Source organism: Janthinobacterium sp. GW823-FHT06H09 (genome assembly GCF_058794735.1).
The window spans coordinates 45,828-66,944 of the sequence record NZ_JBXAHC010000003.1 but is presented as its reverse complement, the minus strand read 5'-3'; the positions used below and the strand labels follow the sequence as shown (position 1 = coordinate 66,944).

General features: G+C 66.2%; 18 protein-coding genes. 8 read left to right on the top strand and 10 right to left on the bottom strand.

Going from position 1 to position 21,117, the window contains the following annotated elements; translation table 11 throughout:
- Positions 1-13: 13 nt before the first annotated feature.
- The 5 genes from AC1Q6X_RS05050 to AC1Q6X_RS05030 form a co-directional block, all read right to left on the bottom strand.
- Complete coding sequence (locus tag AC1Q6X_RS05050) at positions 14-1,180, bottom strand: porin (RefSeq protein ID WP_492495490.1); 1,167 nt, start codon at positions 1,178-1,180, stop codon at positions 14-16.
- A 324-nt stretch (positions 1,181-1,504) separates the two neighbouring features.
- The gene (gene hpaR / locus AC1Q6X_RS05045; RefSeq protein ID WP_257218015.1) at positions 1,505-1,960 is read right to left on the bottom strand and encodes a homoprotocatechuate degradation operon regulator HpaR; all 456 of its coding nucleotides are present in this window, start codon (positions 1,958-1,960) and stop codon (positions 1,505-1,507) included.
- An 86-nt stretch (positions 1,961-2,046) separates the two neighbouring features.
- The gene (locus AC1Q6X_RS05040) at positions 2,047-3,036 is read right to left on the bottom strand and encodes a DMT family transporter (RefSeq protein ID WP_230502838.1); all 990 of its coding nucleotides are present in this window, start codon (positions 3,034-3,036) and stop codon (positions 2,047-2,049) included.
- Between the two features lie 66 nt (positions 3,037-3,102).
- On the bottom strand, positions 3,103-4,920 hold the full coding sequence (locus AC1Q6X_RS05035; protein ID WP_492495487.1) for a DUF885 domain-containing protein: 1,818 nt from the start codon (positions 4,918-4,920) through the stop codon (positions 3,103-3,105).
- A gap of 66 nt (positions 4,921-4,986) precedes the next feature.
- Positions 4,987-6,036, bottom strand: coding sequence for a LacI family DNA-binding transcriptional regulator (locus tag AC1Q6X_RS05030; protein WP_070312293.1), 1,050 nt, complete (start codon positions 6,034-6,036; stop codon positions 4,987-4,989).
- A 104-nt stretch (positions 6,037-6,140) separates the two neighbouring features.
- Here AC1Q6X_RS05030 and AC1Q6X_RS05025 point away from each other — a divergent pair, with 104 nt between their 5' ends.
- Both AC1Q6X_RS05025 and AC1Q6X_RS05020 read left to right on the top strand, forming a co-directional pair.
- On the top strand, positions 6,141-7,334 hold the full coding sequence (locus tag AC1Q6X_RS05025; RefSeq protein WP_492495484.1) for a phytanoyl-CoA dioxygenase family protein: 1,194 nt from the start codon (positions 6,141-6,143) through the stop codon (positions 7,332-7,334).
- 34 nt (positions 7,335-7,368) lie between these two features.
- The gene (locus AC1Q6X_RS05020; RefSeq protein WP_492495482.1) at positions 7,369-8,487 is read left to right on the top strand and encodes a Gfo/Idh/MocA family protein; all 1,119 of its coding nucleotides are present in this window, start codon (positions 7,369-7,371) and stop codon (positions 8,485-8,487) included.
- Positions 8,488-8,500: 13 nt separating this feature from the next.
- Here the strand turns inward: AC1Q6X_RS05020 and AC1Q6X_RS05015 are convergent, their stop codons facing one another.
- Positions 8,501-10,513 (bottom strand): glycoside hydrolase family 3 protein, encoded by a 2,013-nt coding sequence (locus AC1Q6X_RS05015; RefSeq protein WP_492495480.1) that lies wholly within the window; start codon positions 10,511-10,513, stop codon positions 8,501-8,503.
- Between the two features lie 226 nt (positions 10,514-10,739).
- Between AC1Q6X_RS05015 and AC1Q6X_RS05010 the strand changes: the two genes are divergently transcribed.
- Positions 10,740-11,777 (top strand): helix-turn-helix transcriptional regulator, encoded by a 1,038-nt coding sequence (locus AC1Q6X_RS05010; RefSeq protein WP_492495478.1) that lies wholly within the window; start codon positions 10,740-10,742, stop codon positions 11,775-11,777.
- Positions 11,778-11,997: 220 nt separating this feature from the next.
- On the opposite strand, the gene AC1Q6X_RS05005 is transcribed toward AC1Q6X_RS05010, so the two are convergent.
- From AC1Q6X_RS05005 to AC1Q6X_RS04995, 3 genes are all read right to left on the bottom strand, one after another.
- Positions 11,998-15,066: an efflux RND transporter permease subunit gene (locus tag AC1Q6X_RS05005; protein WP_492495476.1), complete on the bottom strand. Its 3,069-nt coding sequence runs from the start codon at positions 15,064-15,066 to the stop codon at positions 11,998-12,000.
- Positions 15,063-16,169: an efflux RND transporter periplasmic adaptor subunit gene (locus AC1Q6X_RS05000; protein WP_492495474.1), complete on the bottom strand. Its 1,107-nt coding sequence runs from the start codon at positions 16,167-16,169 to the stop codon at positions 15,063-15,065. Before AC1Q6X_RS05000 ends, AC1Q6X_RS05005 begins: the two co-directional genes overlap by 4 nt.
- Before the next feature lie 82 nt (positions 16,170-16,251).
- Positions 16,252-16,872: a TetR/AcrR family transcriptional regulator gene (locus AC1Q6X_RS04995; protein ID WP_070218495.1), complete on the bottom strand. Its 621-nt coding sequence runs from the start codon at positions 16,870-16,872 to the stop codon at positions 16,252-16,254.
- Between the two features lie 94 nt (positions 16,873-16,966).
- Between AC1Q6X_RS04995 and AC1Q6X_RS04990 the strand changes: the two genes are divergently transcribed.
- Positions 16,967-18,442 carry an efflux transporter outer membrane subunit gene (locus AC1Q6X_RS04990; protein WP_492495472.1) on the top strand — a complete coding sequence of 492 codons (1,476 nt, stop codon included), beginning with the start codon at positions 16,967-16,969 and terminating at the stop codon, positions 18,440-18,442.
- A gap of 220 nt (positions 18,443-18,662) precedes the next feature.
- Here the strand turns inward: AC1Q6X_RS04990 and AC1Q6X_RS04985 are convergent, their stop codons facing one another.
- Positions 18,663-19,058, bottom strand: a complete 396-nt coding sequence (locus AC1Q6X_RS04985; RefSeq protein ID WP_070218572.1) for a winged helix-turn-helix transcriptional regulator — start codon at positions 19,056-19,058, stop codon at positions 18,663-18,665.
- A gap of 162 nt (positions 19,059-19,220) precedes the next feature.
- Between AC1Q6X_RS04985 and AC1Q6X_RS04980 the strand changes: the two genes are divergently transcribed.
- From AC1Q6X_RS04980 to AC1Q6X_RS04965, 4 genes are all read left to right on the top strand, one after another.
- Positions 19,221-19,793, top strand: a complete 573-nt coding sequence (locus tag AC1Q6X_RS04980) for an FMN-dependent NADH-azoreductase (RefSeq protein WP_492495470.1) — start codon at positions 19,221-19,223, stop codon at positions 19,791-19,793.
- A gap of 121 nt (positions 19,794-19,914) precedes the next feature.
- Positions 19,915-20,202 carry a putative quinol monooxygenase gene (locus AC1Q6X_RS04975; RefSeq protein ID WP_492495468.1) on the top strand — a complete coding sequence of 96 codons (288 nt, stop codon included), beginning with the start codon at positions 19,915-19,917 and terminating at the stop codon, positions 20,200-20,202.
- A gap of 79 nt (positions 20,203-20,281) precedes the next feature.
- Positions 20,282-20,854 carry a hypothetical protein gene (locus AC1Q6X_RS04970; RefSeq protein ID WP_492495466.1) on the top strand — a complete coding sequence of 191 codons (573 nt, stop codon included), beginning with the start codon at positions 20,282-20,284 and terminating at the stop codon, positions 20,852-20,854.
- The gene (locus AC1Q6X_RS04965; protein ID WP_492495464.1) at positions 20,854-21,114 is read left to right on the top strand and encodes a hypothetical protein; all 261 of its coding nucleotides are present in this window, start codon (positions 20,854-20,856) and stop codon (positions 21,112-21,114) included. Before AC1Q6X_RS04970 ends, AC1Q6X_RS04965 begins: the two co-directional genes overlap by 1 nt.
- The last annotated feature ends 3 nt before the right edge of the window (positions 21,115-21,117 follow it).

Here is a 21,117-nt window from a genome sequence, read left to right as displayed (position 1 = left end):
GTTCAGCAACCGTTCAGAAAGAATGCTTGAGACCGACCATCACCACCGTCTGGCCGCCGTTCGACGACGGCGTACCGTTTTGCGAATCGCCGACCGAGGCGACGGCGTCGACGATGGCGCCGTTCTGGCCCAGGGTCTGGCCGCGCGCCAGCTGGCGCGCTTCGATCAGGTAGATCGCCGTGCGCTTGGACAGTGCGTAATTCTGTTCGAACGACAGCTGGCGGTAGCGCGCGCGGTCCGACACGCCGTTGGCGCGGCTGGCGTAGGTATCGCTGTAGCCGGCGCTCAGGAACCACTGCGGCGTCCACTGGTAGCTGGCGATCAGGCCGGCCGTGTTGAAGATGGCCGTGTCGCGGAACGTGGAATGGCTGCCCGCCTGGTATTGCACGTTGCTGGCGTTGGCGCCCACCATCCACTTGCCCATGGTGTAGCGGGCGCTGGCGGCGATGAATTCGATGCTGTCGGCCGAGGCGTAGCCCTGGTTGATGGCGGAGATGCCGAAGCTGGCCGAGGCCTTGTCGCTCCAGCCCGTGCCGTTCTCGCCATTTTTCAGTTTCAGATAGCCGAGCGCAAATTCCGCCGGCGAGGTGCTGTACTTGACGGCGGCGCTGAAGCTGCTGCCCACGGCATTGCCGTCGGCCGCTTCGCCGAAACCGTATTGCGCGCTGGCCTGCAAGCCGCGCCAGGCGGGCATGCTGTAGCTGACGGAATTGCTGATGCGCACGGTCGTATCGAGGCCGTCGATATCGCCCGGGTGGGCGCCGGTGGCGCCCGTCAAGACGTTGCTCGATGCCAGGGAACCCACGAGCAGATAGTACGGCGTGTACTGGCGCCCGGCCGTCAGGCTGCCGTAGGCGTGCGATTGCAGGCCCACGTAAGCCTGGCGGTTGAACAGGGCGCTGGCCGAACTTTGCGCGCCCGTATCGCTTTCAAAGCCGTTTTCCAGCAGGAACAGCGCCTTCAGGTCGCCGCCCAGGTCTTCCACGCCCTGGAAACCGATTTTGCTGGCGGACAAGTTACCGCTGCGCATATAGGTATTCGACTTGCCGCCCTGGTTGCTCGCGTACGCGGTGGCCGCGTCGACCACGCCATAGATGGTGACATTGCTTTGGGCGCAAACGTTTGCGCCGATGAGCGTGGAAACGGCCAGCGCCGCAGCGCGCATGCATGTATGGTTCATTTTTTTCCTGACTTTCCTGTTTTATCTGGCGAAATACGGGCGTGGCGCCCCGTTGCCGCCCCATCAACAATGGGGCATCCGCTGTTCTTCTTGATTTAGATCAAGTGCGGCAAATTATACGCTTATTTACTCACATGTAAGTGATTGACTGTAGAGCATAGTCTTATAGCAAAACATTGATGAGTCTTATAGCAAAACCGGCAGGCGCGCAGGCGTGAGCCCGGCAAGGTGCGGCAATGCGTGGAACGGGCATGGCAAAAGCAGCGGCGGCGCGTGTCGAAAAACACGCGCCCGATGATGCTCAGGCAAGGAGAAGTTCGGGGTTCAGCGCAGGATGGCGGGCGCCACCGGCAGGGTTTCGAGGGCAATGAAGGCTTCCAGGGTGCGGCGCATGTCTTCGAACACCTGCTTGCCGTACGCTTCCTCCAGGTGGGCATATTGCAGGTCGATCAATTTACCCATCTGCAGCAGCAGGCTGGCACCCGCTTCCGACAGGTGCACCTTGCGGCGGCGCTGGTCGCCTTCGAACTTGCTGCGCCCGATCAGGCCGATTTCTTCCATGCGCGCCAGGATGCCGCTCATGCTGGGGCTGGAAATCTGGCAGATCTCGCACAGTTCGCGCGGCTCCAGGGTGGGGCTTTCGTTCAGCGCGCGCATGATGCGCCACTGCTGCTCCGTCACGCCGAAGTGATTGAGGATGGGGCGGAAATGCTGAAGCAGGCTGTCGCGCGCCTTCAGCAGCAGTTGCGGCATGTTCGGATAACGGATCGGTAGCTGCAAGCGGAACTCCCTGGGTGACCGGCAAATGAGCGTCATTATACGGCCGGCCCAGGGCAAACGGCGGACTGGCAACAATGTATTTTTCGCTACGTCCGCCCTGCCCCACGCCCGTCTCCCCGCCCCTCTGCCCGCCCCTCTACCTCCTCGTGCGCATGCCGCTGCACGGACCACAGCACGCCCGCCGTCAGCAAGAGCATGGCTGCCCACTCCAGCGGGCGCGGCATGCGCTGCGCGTAGACGAAGCCGTACAGCAGCGCGAACAGGGTCTCCGACAGGATCAGCTGGCCCGACAGGGTGACGGGCACCCGGCGCGACGCCAGGTTCCACAGGTAGTTGCCGATCACGGAAGCGCCCAGCGCCAGCAGCAGGCACACAAACCAGAAGCGGGGCCAGTCGCGCGCCGGACCGCCATCGGCGATACCCGTGGGCTGCAGCGCCAGCATCACGGCGCCCACGACCAGCGCGATGACGCCGCTGGCCAGGCCATACAGCATGGCCCACTCCGCGGCGCTGACATGCGCATGGCGCTTGAGGAAACGGGCATTGTCGAGCGCATACCAGGTCCAGCACGCGAGCGCGCCGATGGCGCACAACACGCCGGCCAGCTTGTGCGCCAGGCTGGCGCCATCCGCGCCCGCGCCGCCTGCCTGGCTGAAGATATCGACATTGATGCAGGCGATGCCTGCGGCCACCACCAGCAGCGGCAAGGCCAGGCGGCGCAAGGGCGGCGCGCCGTGGTCCTTGTGGCCGAACAGCGTCACGCTCAGGGGCAGCAAACCGATGATCAGCGACGTGGGCGCCACGCCGGCCAGCTTGACGCCATACGCCAGCAGCAGGTAATACACGACATTGCCCGCCAGCGCCTGGCGCAGCATGGCCAGCCAATCGCCGCGCCGCAGCCGGCGCAGCAGGGGCAAGAGGCGCGGCAGCATCAGGCCCGCCGCCAGCGCGCCATAGCAGATGTAGCGGCCCATCATCAGCTCGGCCGGAGAAAAGTCCGGCAGCAAGACGGGCACAATGAAAACGGCGCCCCAGAAGGCGCCGGCCAGCAAACCAGATACGATCCCACGCCACATGCAGCCACGCTCACGTCATTAATTCAAGGACGCCAGTATAGGGTATGCGGTGCGAGTCGCCCGCCGTCAGCCCTTCGCTTTTCTCTGCCCGGGGATGAAGTGTTCGCGCACGGCCTTGGCCAGCAAGTCCGGCGGCAGCAAGCCCTGTCCCAGCAGGAAGTTGTTGAAGGCCAGGCGGTCGAATCGGTCTCCCAGCGCCAGCTCCGTTTCCGCGCGCAGCTGCAGGATGCGCGTATAGCCGTAGAAATAGCTGCCCGCCTGGCCCGGCATGTTGAAGGTGTAGCGGTCCAGCTCCTGGCGCGCCATCGGTTTCGACAGCATCACTTCGTCGGTCAGGATGCGCCCCGCCTCTTCACGCGTGACTTGTCCCAGGTTCAGCATCGGGTCGAGCATGGCGCGCGCCGCGCGCAGCATGCGGAACTGCAGCGCGATGAACTGGCCCTCGGCCGGCTCGTACGGGATCATCTCCGCTTCCGCGTACAGCGCCCAGCCTTCCACGTTGACGCTGTTGAACGCATACAGGCTGCGCGCCTGCGACACGCCCCGCTCCACCATGGCGCTGAACTGCAGCTCGTGGCCGGGACGGCCCTCGTGCGCGCTCAGGGTCCAGGCCGCGCCCGCGAAATTGAAATCGTCATACGCTTCGCCCTTGCCGCTGGCGGCCGGATTGCTGACGGGGAGGACGAACTGGCCGTGCTCTCCCGTATTGCCGATCAGCGGAGGCGGACGCATATGCGGCGCCGGCTGGGCCGCCGATTCGGCGGCGGACGCCAGGCGCATGGTCATGGCGCGCGCAGGGATATCGACCACGCGCTGCCGGGCGATGCGTTCCTCGAGCTGCGTATTGACGCCCTTGTAGTGCGCTTCGAGCTGCGCGTTCGGGATCGAATCGCTCTTCAGCGCGCGCAGCACCTGGCGGTAGTCGCTACCGTCGACGCCCTTCAAGGCCAGCCTGGCCGCTACCACGGGCGCCAGCGCCTGCATGGCGGCGCGCGTTTCCAGGTAGGCCACCTGCGCCCGTTCCACCAGCGCGTGCGGCTCGATGTCGATGCCCACCTGCTTCAGGCGAAACGCATACAGCTCGGGCGCCATGCGGAAATCCGTGCGCGCCAATGGCAGCACCACCTGCTTTTCCCATGCCGCATAGTCGTTCAGCTGCTGCTCCATGGCGGCCAGCGCGGGTTCGGCACCTGCGATCTTCATGTCGGCGAACAGCTTGCGGATGCCGGCGATATACGTGGGCACGTTTTCCAGCGACTGCGCCACCTGCAGGCGCACGGGACCGGCCAGGCCAGGCGTGCCGATTTTCTCCGTGAAGCGCGCCTTCGCCTGCTGCGTGATCGGCGTGCTGCCCGGGAACTGGCCCACATAGCGCCGCAGGCGCTCAAGCGCCTTGGCGCGGCGCGCGGCCGGGCGCTGCTCCTGCAGCAGGCTTTGCATGCTGCCAAAGACCATCTGCGGCACATCGACCCACGGCAGGGTGTATCTGGCTTCCAGCTCGGTGCCGGCGATTTCCTGATCGACGGCGCCGATCAGAATTTCCAGGTCCTGGCGTATGCGTTCGTCGCGTTCCAGTTCCAGCTTCTGCTGCAACTGCGCGCGCGCCTTCCGCATGGCCGCGACCTGGCGCCCGATGATGTCCGGCCCCAGGTCGGCGGCCATGCCGTCGTACTGGGCCAGGCCCCTGTCGGACGCGTCTTCGGGCGAGAACTGCGCCTGCGCCGCCAGCACGATGGCCGCGTTGCGGTTGCTGGCCTCGACCCAGGCGGACGACGCGGAAGCCGCTGCGGAAACGACGGGGTCGGCCGCCATGGCGGGCATGGCCAGCGCGGCTGCAAGCGCGGCGGCAAGTACGGTCTGCTGCAATTTCGGCGTGACGGACATCGGGGGATTCCTTCCTGAGGTGAACGATGAGCGAAGCGGCGAGTATCGGCCAGCCTCGCAGGCCTGTCAATTCACCCCGTTCAGGGCAGGCAGATTCCACGGCGTGACGATCTGGATGGCGGACAGTGACGGCGATTGCGCCAGGGCCGGCAGCGCGCCCTGCGCCCGCAGGATTTCCTGGCAGGCGCGGCGCATGTCCTGGCCCAGGTCGTGGTGCAGCACGGCCTGGATGGCGCCCGACTTGAGCAGCGCCACGTTGTCCGCATCGAGGTCGTGACCGATGAAGACCTGGCAGGGCCGGCCCGCTCGCGCAAAGGCCTGCACGATGGCGGCATTGCCGCCGCCGATCGAATACACGGCGGCGATGCCCGGATGATCTGCCAGGGCTAGACGCACCAGCGCCCCCGTGGCCCCGTCGATGCCGTGGCCCTCGCTCACTTCGACGATGGATAAATGGCGGTGACGTTCGCGCAGCGCGCGGCGAAAGCCGATCTCGCGCTCTTCCTCGCCATGAAAACGGTTGCTGCTCAAGGTTACCAGCACCTGCTGTTTCCTTGGACGCCTGCCCGCGCCCAGCCACTGGCCGACCAGGCAGGCGGCCGTCTCGCCCGCCGCGCGGTTATCCATGCCCACGTAGCTGCGGCGCGCGGAGCCTGGCAAGTCCGTCACCAGGGTCACGACGGGGATGCCGGCCGCCGCCAGCCGGTTCACCGCTTCCGCCACCGCTGGCAAGTCCGGTGCTTTCAGCAGCACCCCGTGGCTGCCGTTCTTGCGGATGCGCTCCAGCAGGTCGACGATGCCGTCCACCTCCAGGGTTTCATGCAGGTGAAAGCGCGAACGCAGCACGGCCGGATGCAGCGACGGCAATTCGACCTCCAGCGCGGCCCGCACGGCGTCCGTGAAGCGGCGCGGCGCCACCATCAGCACATCGAGCATGAATTTTCTGCCGGCCAGGCCCACCTGCGTGCTTTGCCGCGCCAGTTCATCGAGCGCCTGCATCACGCGGCGCACAGTATTGGCGTGCACGCCGCCGCGCTGCTTGATCACGCGGTCGACGGTGGCCACGCTGACGCCGGCCTGCAGCGCCACGACCTTGACGGGGAACGGATGCGTCATGCCATATCCAATTCAGATTGATGGTTTTTTGATGGATTTTTTGATGAAAAATGCGGATTTTCATCCCTATACTGATTCTACAACTTAAACAACGGAGACACCGCATGCCCACCACAGACGCCGCCGCAGCGCCGCCCAGCCCCTTCTGGCTGGCATCAGAAAACTGCGATCTGCAGGATTTCATCGCCACCGTCAGCCTATGCACGGCGCTGGCCGACTATCCCCACGCCGCCGCGGTGAAAGAAAACATTCTCGTCTACGACTGCGACCGGGTGCGCGCGCTGGCCGCCAGTGCGGTGTCGCTGCGCGCGCTGCAGGCCGAATGGGGCCGGGCGCTGATGGATGGTCCCGGCGTCATCGTGCTGCAACGCGCCGTCGCCGACATGGACACGCTGGAACAGGTAAGCGGCGTGTTTCGCGCGCTGATCGCCGAGCAGCATGCGAGCGGCCAGGCGGGCGGAGACCATTTCGCCAAACCAGGCGCGAATGACCGCATCTGGAACGCCCAGCAAAAACTGTGTCTGCGGGCACCCGAGGCGTTCGCGCGCTATTACGCCAACCCCGTTTTCGCGTGGATCGCCGAGGCCTGGCTGGGTCCCGCCTACCAGATGACGGCGCAAGTCAATGTCGTCAACCCGGGCGGAGCGGCCCAGGCGCCGCACCGCGACTATCACCTGGGCTTCCAGAGCGCCGCCAGCTGCGCCGCCTATCCCGCGCCCGTGCACCAGATGTCGACCCTCTTGACCTTGCAGGGCGCCGTCGCCCATTGCGACATGCCGCTGGCATCGGGCCCCACCCTGTACCTGCCCGGGTCGCAGCGCTACCGCGCCGGTTTTCTCGCCTGGCAGCAGCGGCCATTCCGCGACTACTTTGCGCAGCATTGCGTGCAGCTGCCCCTGTCCCAAGGCGACGCCGTGTTCTTCAACCCCGCCCTGTTCCACGCGGCCGGGCATAACCGCTCGTCCGACATCCGCCGCATGGCCAACCTGCTGCAAGTGGCGTCGCCGTTCGGGCGCGCCATGGAAGCGCTGGACCGCCGCGCCATGAGCGCCGCACTGTATCCGGCCCTGCAGGCGCTGCGCGCGCAGGGAGTCCTGGATGACATTGGCATCAGCCACGCGATTGCCGCCTGCGCCGAAGGCTATGCCTTCCCCTGCAACCTCGACCGCGACCAGCCCATCGCCGGCATGGCGCCGCCCACGCAGCAGCAGCTGATGCACGAAGCGCTGGCGCAAGACTGGCCCGCTGCGCGCTTTATCGACGCGCTGGACAGCCACGCCTGGCGCCGGCAAGCCTGAATCCCTCACCGCGACACGAACGGAGTACCCGCATATGCAAGACATCCACATCGGCCTGATCGGCGCCGGCTACATGGGCAAGGCCCACACCATCGCCTATAAAACTGTGCGCAGCATTTTTCACACGGCGCTGAATCCCGTGTGCGCCTGCATCGCCACCAGCAGCGAACAGAGTGCGGCGCGCAGCGCGCAGGAACTGGGGTGGAACCGCTCCACGGGCGACTGGCGCGCGCTGGTCAATGATCCCGCCATCGACGCCGTCATCGTCGCCACGCCGCCGGCCACGCACAAGGACATCGTGCTGGCGGCGCTGGCCCTGGGCAAACCCGTATTCTGCGAAAAGCCGCTGGGCATGACGGCCGCCGAATCGCTGCTGCTGGCGCAGGCGGCGGAAAGCGCGGGCGTGGCCAATATGGTCGGCTATAACTACATCCGCACGCCCGCCAGCCAGCTGGCGCGGCAGATCATCGAATCGGGAGAGATCGGCGAGATCATCCACGTCGCCGCCGAACACGTGGAAGACTACCTGCACGACCCGCGCGCGCGCGCTTCGTGGCGCACGCGCGAAGCGACGGCAACGCGCGCCGGCGCGCTGGCCGACGTGGGCTCGCACCTGCTCAACCTGGCCCTGCGCCTGGGCGGTCCCGTCGACGCGCTGGTGGCCGACATGAACACCGTGCACGCGCAACGCCAAGGCCCGCACGGCATGGAAGCGGTGGAAAACGACGACCAGGGCAATGTAATGCTGCGCTTTGCCAGCGGCGCGCTCGGCGCCCTCACCTTCAGCCGCGTGGCGGCCGGGCGCAAGATGGGCTACACCTACCGCATCACGGGGACCAAAGGCGCGATCGCCTTCGATCAGGAAGACCAGAATGCACTGTGGCTGTACGACGCCGGCCGTCCCGCGCAGCGCCAGGGTTTCCAGCGCCTGCTGATGGGGCCCGCCCACCCCGACTACCTGGCGTTCAGCCAGGGCGCGGGGCACGGCACCGGGTACAACGAGCAGATCGTCATCGAAGCGCGCGATTTTCTGCAGGCTATCGCCAGCGGCGCGCCCGTCTGGCCCACCTTCCGCGACGGCTACGAAGTCGACCGGCTGATCGATGCCGCGCTGCGCTCCGCACGGGAGCGCAGCTGGATTTTCGTGCGTTGACAACAGGGACGGTTTAGTAAGCCAGCCCGTAGCCGAACTTGTACAGCGGATGGGCCGTGTCATACGGCACGTCCGATTTCTGCACCTGCACTTCGGCCATCGACGACGGCAGCTCGAACGGCAGCTTGCCCTGCGGCTTGGCCTTGCCCGTCAGGACATCGAACAGCGCGCCGTCGCTCACGCCGAAGTTGGCGAGGATGGCGCTGGCCTTGTCCTGCACGTTGCCTAGGATGGCCGGGCGGTCCAGGTACACGGTGACGACCGTCTTCGGCGCATACTTGGCCGCATTCTTGATCGCTTCATAGTCGGCGTTGCCATCGACGTAATCGAGGCGGCCCTCGTGCTGCATGCTGCCGAAGATGTAGTTCGGGTGCAGGGTTTCATACGGCGCGGCCACGCGCAGCAGGGCCACGTCCGCTTCCTGCGGCGTGGCGACCACCGTGTAGCCATACTGCTGCGCCACGGCCGCATCGATGCCGTACAGGTAGACCTTCTTGACCGTGGCGGCCAGCGGCAAGACCTTGTCCTTGTTTTCCAGCAAGACCAGCGAGCGGCGCTGGGCTTCCAGGCCCGCTTCGATGAAGTCCGCCTTGCCCACGGTGGCGGCCGCCTTGGCCGCATCGACGAACGGATGCTCGAACAGGCCCTGCTTGAATTTCTGGATCAGGATGCGCCGCGCCGACGCGTCGATGCGCGCTTCCGTCAGCTGGCCCCGTTGCACCGCTTGCGTCAGGTACGGCGCTTCCGTCACGCCGCCAAACTGGTCCATCCCCGCCGTCACGGCCTTCACGTAGCGCTCGGCCTTGGTGGCGTCTTCCATGCCCCACGGCGTGCCGAAGCCGATGAAGGAAGGCGCGACGCCAGGCGCCGTGCCGTTGCGGCAGTTGGCGTCGCAGTCGGACGTGATGCCCCAATCGGACAGGATCACGCCCTCGAAACCGTATTTTCCGCGCAGCAGATCCGTCAGCATGGTCTTGCTGAAGCCGGCCGCCACTTGTTCCAGGGTGATGCCGTCGATGGTGATATTGCCGTCCGGCAGGGCGTAGGTCGGCATGACGGAAGCCGCCTTGGCCGTGAAGGCGCCTTCGAACGGTTTCACGTGGTAGGCGAAGTTGTTGCCCGGGTAGGTCATGTAGCGGCCATAGTAATTGTGGCCGTCGAAGCCCTCTTTCGTGGCGCCATAGCCGACCCAGTGCTTGACGACGGCCACCACGCTGCCGTCATGCAAGCCCGTGTTGCCGTCCTGGAAGCCCTCGATATAGTGCTGCACCATGCGCTTGGCCAGGTCCGCGTCTTCGCCAAAGGTGCCGTTGATGCGCGACCAGCGCGGCTCGGTGGCCAGGTCCGCCTGCGGCGACAGCGCTTGCGTGATGCCGACGGCCAGGTATTCCTGGCGCGCGATGTCGCCGAAGCGGCGCACCAGCGCATCGTCGCCGATGGCGGCCAGGCCCAGGGTTTCCGGCCACTGCGAGAAACCCTTGGTACCGGCGCTGGCGCCCACCGTGTACTGGAAATGGTGGCGCGGGTCCGTGCTGATGGAGACGGGAATGCCGTGGCGCGAGGTTTCGCTCAGGGCCTGCACCTTGTTGTACTGGGCAGCCATATTGGCCGTGTCGCCCGCCATGCGGGTGATGAAGGTATTGACGTATTGCTTGACGATCAGGTCTTGCAGCGCCGTCAAATCGTAGGCGCCGCCCAGGCCGATGCCGGTGGGGTCGGCCACGGTGGGCGCCGTGCCGTGCATCATCAGGCCCGCCTTTTCATCGAGGCTCATGCGCGACAACAGGTCGTCCGCGCGCGCCTCGGCCGGCAGGCGCCAGTCTTCGTACGGGTCGATCTTGCCGTTGCGGTTCATGTCCTTGAAGGTATAGCCGTCAACCTTGAGCTGGGTGTAGGTGGTGGCGCCGAACACGGGCTGCGTGTATCCCTCGCTGCCGGTGTGGTTGTTGCCGCAAGCGGCCAGGGCAAGCGTGGCGACGCAGCCGGCGACCACGCGGGCCATCGGTTTCAAAGTGCAATTCATCATTATCTCCAAGACTGTTTTTGTAGGTATCAAGGCGCGGCAGCAAGGCCGGCCGAAAACAATATAGCGTGAGAATGCGTGAGTTTCTTGACTGCGCAGCACGCGTTTTATACCCGCGAGAACAATTTTTGGTTAGATGGCACAACAACCAACAATCTCCTACAAAGTGCTAATATTTGTGAAAAATTACTACAACAAACGGAATACGCTGAATAAGCAGGAGACAGCCTTGCACAAACCCGACACGCGCACGGTTTCGAACCGCATCGCGCAGCAATGCGCGCGCGCCATGCAGGCCGATGGCCACGATCCCGCCGACTTTTTTCGCCAGACGGGCATCACGCCGGCGCAGCTGAACGAGCCGGGCGGCCGCATCAACGCCGAGCGGCACCGCCGCATGACGGCCTACGCCCAGCAGCTGCCGCAGCACCGCGGTCTGCTCGATCTCGACGTGACGCACTGGTTCGCGCATTACTCGGGCATCGCCCACGTCTGCTTCAATCGCCCCACCCTGCGCAGCGCGCTGCACGAGCTGCTGCACTTGCGGGGCCTGATCGGCGAATTCGACTTCATGCTGATGAGTGAAAATGGCACGCGCATCGAGATCGAATACCTGTCCGAATTCTGCCAGCTGGGGGGCGCCATGCAGGCGCTGGCCAATTTCCGCATGCTGTCGCTGGTGGCGCGCGCCTACGACGACGGCACACCCACCGCCTTCCATGCCGGCTTCCAGGGCAAGGCGCCGTGGTTCGCGCCGGCCATTGCCGAATGCTTCGGCGCCGCCGTCACCTTCGGCCAGGCGCGCAACACCCTGACGTTCGACGCGCCTGCGCTGGACCGTCCCTTCGCCCAGTTCAACGCCATGCTGGCGCCGCACGCGCTGTGCTACGCGCAGGGGCAATTGCAGCAATTGCAGGGAGCGCAGCTGTTTTCGGCCCGCGTGGAGCAGGCGATCATCGATTTGCTGGGCCGGCAAGACGCCGGGGACGCCGATGGCACCGCATTGCTGCCGGCCCTGTGCGACGGTCTGGCGATGAACCGCTGGACCTTGCAGCGCCAGCTGCAGCAGGAACAGACCTCGTTCCGCGCGCTGGAATTGCGCGCGAAAAGCCGCGAATCGCGCCGTTTGCTGCGCGAAACGAGCCTGAGCGTGGTGGAAATCAGCGAGCGCCTGGGTTTTTCCTCGCAAAGCGCATTTACCCGCTTCTTCAAGACCCAGTTCGAACTGCCGCCGGCGCGCTACCGGCAGGATGCCGCCGGAACCTAGAGAAAGAGACCAGCAACAAGTAGCAAGCAACAAGCAAACAAGCAAACCGGCAAGCCACGAAACGGCCCAAGTCAGAAAGACAGGCCCCCGGGCCAAGCGGACCTGAAAAATGTCGAGGGCTAGGCGCGGCGACGCAGACAGTACGCCAGTACGGCAAGGAAGCCGCAACGCCGCCATCGGCATTTTCTCAGGCCCGCGTCTCCGGCCCGCTGTTTTCAATCTACACCACCCTTGCCTGCGGCCGTATCCTGAACCAGATCGCATACATGGCCGGCAGGAACACCAGGGTCAGCACCGTGCCGGCAAACGTGCCGCCGATCAGGGTATAGGCCAAGGTGCCCCAGAATACCGAATGGGTCAGCGGAATAAAGGCCAGGATGGCCGCCAGCGCCGTGAGGATCACGGGACGCGCGCGCTGCACGGTCGCTTCGACCACGGCGTCGAACGGCGCCAGGCCGGCCGCCTCATTCTGGTGGATCTGGCCGATCAGGATCAGGGTATTGCGCATCAAAATGCCCGACAGCGCGATCAGGCCGACCAGCGCATTGATGCCGAACGGCTGCTGGAACAGCAGCAAGGTGGGCACGACGCCGATCAGGCCCAACGGGCTGGTCAGGAACACCATCACCATCGCCGAGATCGAGCGCACCTGCAGGATGATCATCAGCAGGGTCAGCGCCAGCATGATGGGGAACAGCGGCAGCATCGCTTGCGTTGCCTTCGCCGATTCCTCGATCGAGCCGGCCTGCTCGATGCGGTAGCCGGTCGGCAGCTTGTCGATGACGGCTTGCAGCTGCGCCGTGATGGCGCCCGAGACGTCGGGCGGCTGCATGCCGTCGGCGATGTCGCCGCGCACGGTAATCGTCGGCTGGCGGTCGCGCCGGCGCATCACGGGTTCTTCCGAGCGCACCTCGACGCCGCCCACCTGCGACAGCGCGATGCGCTCGCCATTCGCGCCGGCCAGGGTCAGGTCGGCGATGCGCGCCGGGTCCAGCCGCACGTCGCCTGCCGCGCGCGCCACCACCTGCACCGTGCGGATATCTTCGCGCACGGCGGTGACGGGCACGCCGCTGAGCAGGAACTGCAGCTGCTGCGCCACGGCGGCCGACGTCAGGCCCATCGCCTGCAAGCGGTCCTGCTGCAGGCTGAAATGCAGGGTGGGCGTGCGCGTGCCCCAATCGGTATTGACGGTACGCATCATCGGGCTGGCCTGCATCACGCGCTGCACCTGGCCGGCAATGGTGCGCAGCACCTCGGGGTCCGGGCCGCTGACGCGGTAGGCGACGGGAAACGGCGAGTACGGGCCGAACACCAGTTGCGTGACGCGCACGCGCGCCTCCGGCGCCAGGCCGGCGGCAACGGCCACGCGCAAGCGCTGCTTGAGGCTGTCGCGCGCCTGCTGGCTGTCGGTGCGCACGACGATCTTGGCAAACGAAGGATCGGGCAATTCCGGCCCCATCGCCAGGTAAAAGCGCGGTGCGCCCTGGCCCACATAGGCCGTGACGATCTTCGCTTCGGCCTGGCGCGCCAGCCAGGCTTCCACTTTCGCCGCCGCGCCGCTGGTCTGTCCGATCGCGCTGCCGTAGGGCAGTTGCACTTCGATCAGCACTTCAGGGCGGTCCGAGATCGGGAAGAACTGTTTCTTGACGACGGCCATGCCCAGCACGGCCAGCACGAACAGGCCGATCACGGTGCAGAACACCAGCCATTTGCGGGCGATCACGCGCCCCAGCAGCCGGCGAAAGCGGTGGTAGCGCGGCGTGTCGTACAGCGCATCATGGCCGCCGGCGACCTTTTTCAGCTCGGGCAGCAGCTTCACGCCCAGGTAGGGCGTAAACACCACCGCCACCACCCACGACGCGATCAGCGCGATGCCGACGATCCAGAACATATTGCTCGTGTATTCGCCGGCGCTGGAGCGGGCAAAGCCGTTGGGCATGAAGCCGACGGCCGTCACCAGGGTACCCGCCAGCATGGGTGCGGCCGTATGGCTCCAGGCGTAGGCGGAGGCGGCGATGCGGCTGTAGCCCTCCTCCATTTTCACGACCATCATTTCGATGGCGATGATGGCGTCGTCCACCAGCAGGCCGAGGCCCAGGATCAGGGAGCCGAGGGTGATGCGGTCGAAATTCTTGCCCGTCGCGGCCATCACGATGAACACGACGGCCAGGGTCAGCGGCACGGCGGCGGCCACGACGATGCCGACGCGCCAGCCCATGCTGATAAAGCACACCAGCATCACCACCAGCAGCGCGGCGAGGAACTTGAGCATGAATTCATCCACGGCCGCGCCGATATTGACGGCCTGGTCGGTGACCCTGGTCAGGCTCATACCGAGCGGCATTTCAGTGCCGATGGCCGTCACTTCCCGCTCCAGCGCCTTGCCCAGGTCCAGCCCGTTCCAGCCGTCGCGCATGACCACGCCCAGCAGCAGCGCCGGCTCGCCGCCATTGCGCACCAGGAAACTGGCCGGGTCTTCCTGGCCACGGCGCACGGTGCCGATATCGGACAGGGCCAAGGTGCGCCCCTGCACCACCACGGGCGTAGCGCGGATCTTTTGCAGCGCGTCGAGCGCGCCGTCGAGGCGGATGGACACCTGCGGCCCGCGCGTTTCGACCGAGCCGGCCGGCGTGAGGGCATTCTGGCCGTGCAGTGCCGCGAACACGTCCTGCGCCCGCACGCCCAGGGTGGCCAGGCGTTCCTGCGAAAACTCCACGTAGATGCGTTCGGCCTGTTCGCCGATGATATTGACCTTTTTGACGCCCGGCACGTGCAGCAGCCGCTGGCGCAAGGTTTCCGCCTCGCGCACCAGCAGGCGCTGCGGCTCGCCTTTGGCTTTCAGCGCATACAGGGCAAAGGTGACGTCCGCGTATTCGTCATTGATCATGGGGCCGATCACGCCGGCCGGCAAATTGGCCGCCTCGTCGCCGGCCTTCTTGCGCGCCTGGTAGAACTCGGCCTGCACCTGCCCGGGCGGCGTGCTGTCGAGCAGTGTCAGGGTCGTGAAAGCCAGGCCCGGCCTGGTGTAGGTTTCGGCCCGTTCATACCAGCGCAGCTCCTGCAGGCGCTTTTCGATCTTGTCGGCCACCTGGTCCTGCATTTCGCGCGCGCTGGCGCCGGGCCAGGCGGTGACGATGGTCATTACCTTGACCGTGAAGGCCGGGTCTTCCGCGCGCCCCAGCTTGAAGAACGACAGCAGGCCGGCCAGCGATATCAGGCAGATCAGGAACAGGGTGACGGAACGCTCGCGCACGGCCAGCGCCGACAGGTTGAAGCCCGCCGCGCTCATGGATGCGCTCCCGCGCCGGCGGCCACTGGCACCGGTTCGACCCTGACCCGCTCTCCCTGGTGCAGCAGATGGGCGCCCAGCGCGACGATGCGTTCGCCCGCCTTCAGGCCGCTGACGTCGGCGCCGTCATCGTGCAGCCCCTGCACCTTCACCGGCCGCCAGGTCACTTGCGCCGGCGTACCGGCGATCACCCACACGCCTTGCCCCTTGCCCGCATCGTGCAGGGCCGCCAGCGGCACTTGCACAGTGCCGCTGGCGGCATGCGCGCCGGGCAGGCGCAGGGTGACGGTGGCGCCCAGCGGCGCACTTGAGAGCGCCGCGTCGAGCACATAGCGCGCCTCGAAAGTGCGCGTTTGCCGGTCCGCCGTCTGCGCCAGCTGGCGCAAGGTGGCCGGCACGCTGGCACCCGGCCTGCCGAACAGGGTGGCCTGGGCCTTGGAGCCGAGCGCGGGGCGCACGGTTTCCGGCAACTGGATCGCCGCTTCGCGCCGGCCGTCATGGGCCAGGCGCACCACCACCTGCCCGGCCGCGACCACCTGGCCCGGTTCGGCCATGGTGTCCATCACGACACCGTCGGCGTCGGCCAGCAGCACCGCGTACTGCAACGCATTGCGCGCCACCCCGGCCAGGGCTTCGGACGCTTTCAATTGGGCGCCGGCCGCGTCAGCCGCCGCCTTCACCTGGTCGTAATTGGATGCCGAGATGGCGCCGGTGCCACGCAAGTCGCGGTAGCGCGCCTCCTCGTCCGCCGCCTGGCGCGCGCGGGCGCGGTCGGCCGTGACGGACTCCTGCCGCGCCTGCGCCAGCAGTTGCAGGTCGTCGGCGTCGAGGCGCATCAATGGCTGGCCACGGCGCACGGCCTGGCCGGCGTCGACCAGCCGTTCGCGCACCTTGCCGGCCACGCGGAAACCGAGGTCGCTTTGCACGCGCGGCGCGACCACGCCCGTAAAGCTGCGCGTGCCCGCTTCGGCGCCCTGCACCGGGACGGCGCGCACCAGCGGCGTGGCGATGCGCGGATCGGCCTGCGCCTTGTCGGCGCAGGCGCTCAAGGCCAGGGGCAAGGTGGAGATGACTACAGATGAAGCGAGGCGGCGCCAGCGCATAAGAATTCCATGAATGAGTGATCAGGGTTCTCATTCTGGTACCAGTAACCAAATAAGTCAATGGTCACAAATTAGTGCAAAACTATGGCGACAGGCTGCGCAGCACCAGGCTGGACAGTTGCAGCACCGCCGTTTCGCTGCTGTCGACGCTGTGCTGCAGCAGCAAGGGATTGACGTAGGGGCGCATCACCAGATAGATCGCGCTTGCCGTTTCGTCGAGCGGCGTCTTGCGTTCAAAGTCGCCCGTCTTGCGTCCCTGCTGCAAGATATCCTGCAGCAAGGCGCCCATCGCCAGTTCGTAGGCTTGCACGGCAGGCCAGCGCCCGGTGGCGGCCGAGGCGGCGATGTCGTACAGCTTGCGGTCCTGGAAAAACAGCCGCAAGCTGGCCTCGACGCTGGTCCGGAACATGCGCCGCAGCTGCTCCGGCGGCTGGCCGGCCGCCGCCACCGCGTTTCTCACCTCGGTTTCGATCTGGCGCAGGCAGCTGGCGCAGATATGCTCGCCGATGGCTTGCTTGGATTCGAAGAATTTATAGATATAGGCCTTGGAAAAGCCGATCGCCCTGGCCAGGTCGGAGACCGTCGTCTTTTCATAGCCGTAGCGGCTGAAGTAATCGGTGGCGGCGGCAACGATCTGGTCGCGCACGTCGTGGCCGGCCGGGCCGCGCGCAGGGCTTGGTGTGTCGGGTGTGGTGGAATTCATGGCGACAGCTTAACGCGCCGCGACGGAATGCACAATAAGTGACCAATATGTATTATAGTCACACATTATTTCTTTTTTGAACTGGAAGACCACCATGCCACTGCCACGCCTGCGCCTCCCCTTTCTGCTGATCGCCGCCGGCCTGGCCGCCACCGGCTGCACTGCTGGCCTGGACTACCGCCGGCCCGAAGCGCCGCTAGCGGCGCAGTATCTGCACCAGGCGGCGCTCGGCGCGCGCCAGGACGCGGACGCCGCCGAACTGCGGCAGTGGTGGACAGCGTTCGGCGATCCGCGCCTGACCCGTCTGGTAACGGTGGCGCTGGCGCAAAACCTCGACCTGGAGCAGGCGCAGGCCAGGGTCAGGCAGGCGCGCGCCGCCACCGGGGCGGCAGACGCCGCGCTGCTGCCGTCGGCCAGCATTGGCGGTCAGGCGGCGCGCGCCTACCAGTCGGTGCAAACGCCGCTGGGCAAGGTCTTGAACGCCACGCCAGGCTATGACCGCGCCGGCAGCGCGCGGGAATTGAACCTGCAGGCGTCGTGGGAACTCGACCTGTTCGGCGGCCTGCGCCGCGAACGTGAAGCGGCGCGTGCCGATTACGAGGCCAGCGAGGCTGGATGGGCCGCAACGCGCCTGGCCGTGGCGGCGCAAACGGCGGACCTTTACCTGTCCATCCAGGGCCTGCAGGCGCGGCTCGACCTCGCACGCCGGCAGGTCGACACCGACGCGGCGCTGCTGGAACTCGCCACGCTGCTATACGACAAGGGATTGGCGAACGAGCCGGCCCTGCGGCAGGCCGAAGCATCGCTGGCGCAGGCGCGCGCCGCCGTGCCCGGCCTGGACACGGCGCGCGAGGTGGCGCTGCATGCGCTCGACGTGATGCTGGGCGCGGCACCCGGCACCTACGGCGATGAAATGGCCGCCGCCGGCGTGATGGCGCGCGCGCCGCGTATCACGGCCGGCGGCTCGCCAGGCGAACTGCTGCGGCGCCGGCCCGACCTGATCGCCGCCGAGCGGCGCCTGGCCGCCGCCAGCGCGCGCACCGGCGCGGCCGTTGCCGAGTACTACCCGAAATTCAATTTTGGCGCCTTGTTTGGCAGCGCCACGGCCGGCGGCGCCCTGTTCGGCAGCGGCTCAGGCCAGGCCGCCGGCATGCTGGGCCTGCGCTGGCGCCTGTTCGATTTCAGCCGCATCGATGCGCAGATCGAGGCTTCGCGTGGCCAGGAAGCCGAGCTGCTGGCGGCCTACCGGCTCGCCGCGCTGCATGCTGCCGAAGACGTGGAAAACGCCTGTTCGGCTCTGCTGCGCCATGAAGAACAGGCCACTCTACAGGCGCATGGCGTAGAGGCGCTTGAGCGCGCCCGCGCCGCTTCGCTGGCAGCCTACGAGAAAGGCGTCACCAGCCGGCTTGATGTACTGCAGGCCGATACGAGGCTGCTGCGTGCAAGGGACGCGCGCGCGCAGGCGCAAACGGCGTCGGCGCGCGCGGCAGTCGCCGCCTACCGGGCGCTGGGCGGCGGCTGGCAGGCGCCGCAGGCCGGGGCCGAGGCGGTCGCTGCCAGGTCAATGTGATGGCGGCCCGAGCCACAGCCGCCGTGCCCTCGGTGTTCCACCGCCGTTTGATGCGGGTGGTGGAACAGTAGGAAATCCGCGCCCGCCCGGATGCGCGCAGCATCGAAATCTGCTACAAGCCCGGTAATACCAACGCGAAACAGTTCTATGCCAGCATGGGTTTCGTGGAAAAAGGCATGGATGCGGATGGCAATGACATGCTGGCCGTGATCGAACTAAGCTAGCTGCCTGACGTCGCGCCCGCATCGGCCCTGGCATCGAACGCCAGCCGCGCCGCATCGATGGCGTCGCGGTGGCCGTAGGCCCAGGCGCCCAGCGCGCTGATGGGGATCAATAGCGAACGCCCCAGGTCCGTCAGCGCATAGTCGACGCGCGGCGGCACGGTGGGAAACACGGTGCGCGTGACGAGACCGTCGCGCTCCAGGCCGCGCAGGGTCAAAGTCAGCATGCGCTGCGAAATGCCGCCGATCAGGCGGCGCATCTCGTTGAAACGCTTGGTGCCATTGCCCAGCAACATCACCACCATCACGCTCCATTTGTCGCCCACGCGGGTCAGGATATCCGTGATCGGGCGGCACGAGTCCGCCACGCCCGCATGGCCGCCGTGGTCGCGCATGCGCTTTTCCAGCTCGGCCCCGCGCGCGGCCACCTCGCCCATGGTCACATCCGTGTGCCCCAGTGTGGAAAAAGTGCCTTCTTGTGCGTTCATTTGATAGTCACTATATTTAACCCGGTTACAAAAACATACCACCCGATCATACCATCCAAGAAGGCAACCATGAACATCCTGCATATCGATTCCAGCGTCCTTGGCGAGCATTCCGTCAGCCGCCAACTGAGCGCCGCCATCGTGGCCCGCCTGCAAGCGGCCGCGCCCGGCGCCACCGTCCACTACCGCGACCTGGCCGCCCAGCCCTTGCCGCAATTTACGGCCGCACCCGGTGCCGCCGAAGGCGAAATCCTTGCCGCCGCGCTGGAGCAAGTGCTGGCCGCCGACGTCATCGTCATCGGCGCCCCCATGTACAACTTCGCCATCCCCAGCCAGCTCAAATCGTGGCTCGACGCGCTGGCCGTGCCCGGCAAGACCTTCCAGTACGGCGCCAATGGCCCGGAAGGCTTGCTGGGAGCCAAGCGCGTGATCATCGCCTCGACGCGCGGCGGCTACTACGGCGCCGACACGCCGATGGCCGCCCTGGAACACCAGGAAAGCCATCTGCGCGCCTTCCTCGGCTTTCTCGGCATCCAGCAGATCGAGATCGTGCGCGCCGAAGGCGTCAAGGTCAGCGACGCGGCCAGGGCGCAGGCCATGACGGCGGCCTTCGAGCAGATCGGCGCGCTGCAGGCGGCGTAGGTTCAGCTTGATTCTCTGGCTGCGGCGGAAACTGTTTCGGCGCAGCCAGACTGGGCATGGCGGACAAGAAAGGGCAAGATGCGCTAAGCTGCATCCGCCCCACCACTTTACAAGGACCACCATGACCCTGACCGTCGTCGCCACTATCGATGCCCAAGCCCAACATATCGACGCCGTGCGCGCCGCCCTGGAAGCCGTCGTGCCGCCGAGCCGCGCGGAAAGCGGCTGCCTGCGCTACGAACTGCACCTCGACAACAAGATTCCCACGCGCTTCATCATGCTGGAAGAATGGACGAACAACGCGGCCCTGACGGCGCACTACGCGATGCCCCACTTCCATGCACTCGTGGCCGCCACCGAGGGCAAGGTCGTCAAGATCGACGTGGCGGAATTGAGCAAGCTGAAGTAACAAGTGGCGCGCTGCGCAAGCGCGCGGCCATCTTGGCAAGTTACCATCTATAATATGGCAACTTTTCTTTATGACCATCATGACTCCATTTTCCTGCCTACGCGGCGCCACAGCGGCTGCCGCCTTGACTCTCTGCGCCGGCGCCTCCGCGCAAGCTCCCCTACCCCTGACCAAGCTGGTGGGCGAATACAATCTGCTCTCGTCGAAGACCGTGCCGCCCAGTAACTGGGGCTATTCCAAGGGACGCATCTCGGTCAAGCAACTCGATGAGCATCACCTGCTGATCGTCCTGTCCTGCGAGTGGAAACGCGAGCCGAAGGCCGTCTGCGGCGATTATTTCTACGCCCAGCAGCGCGACGATGGCCTGTACCTGCAGGACATGAACACGTTTGCCATGCGCCTGTACTTCGATCCCGCCACGCGCAAGCTCACCATCATTTCGCGTGGCGCCGACGCCAAGCAAAGCGTGCGCCACGAAGTGTTCGGCACGACGACCGAACCGCTGGTCGATACCGCCCTCGTGCGGCGCATGAAGCGCGAGCAATCGAATGCCGACAGCAAGGAAAACCGGCGCGTGTTCGGGCCCTACACCAAGTGGGACTACAAGGAAAACCGCATCGAATTCCAGCGCCAGGACTTGACGGCGCGATAATGCGGCGACTGATCCAGCCCATGCAGCGCCAGCTGCTGCGCCTCGCCGGCGCTCTGCTGTGCTCGCCCTTGCTCGCGCGCGCGGCCGACAACGAGCTGCCCCGCGCCGTACGCCAGCGCATCCTGGCCACCCTGGACTACCCGATGCCCAAGGTGCTCAATGTGCACCATCTGGCCCTGATACGGCGTTTCAGCATCGGCTGGTCGCCCGTGGAAAGCGGCGGCGCACGCCATGCAAGCAGGAATCTGTTCCAGCGATGACCC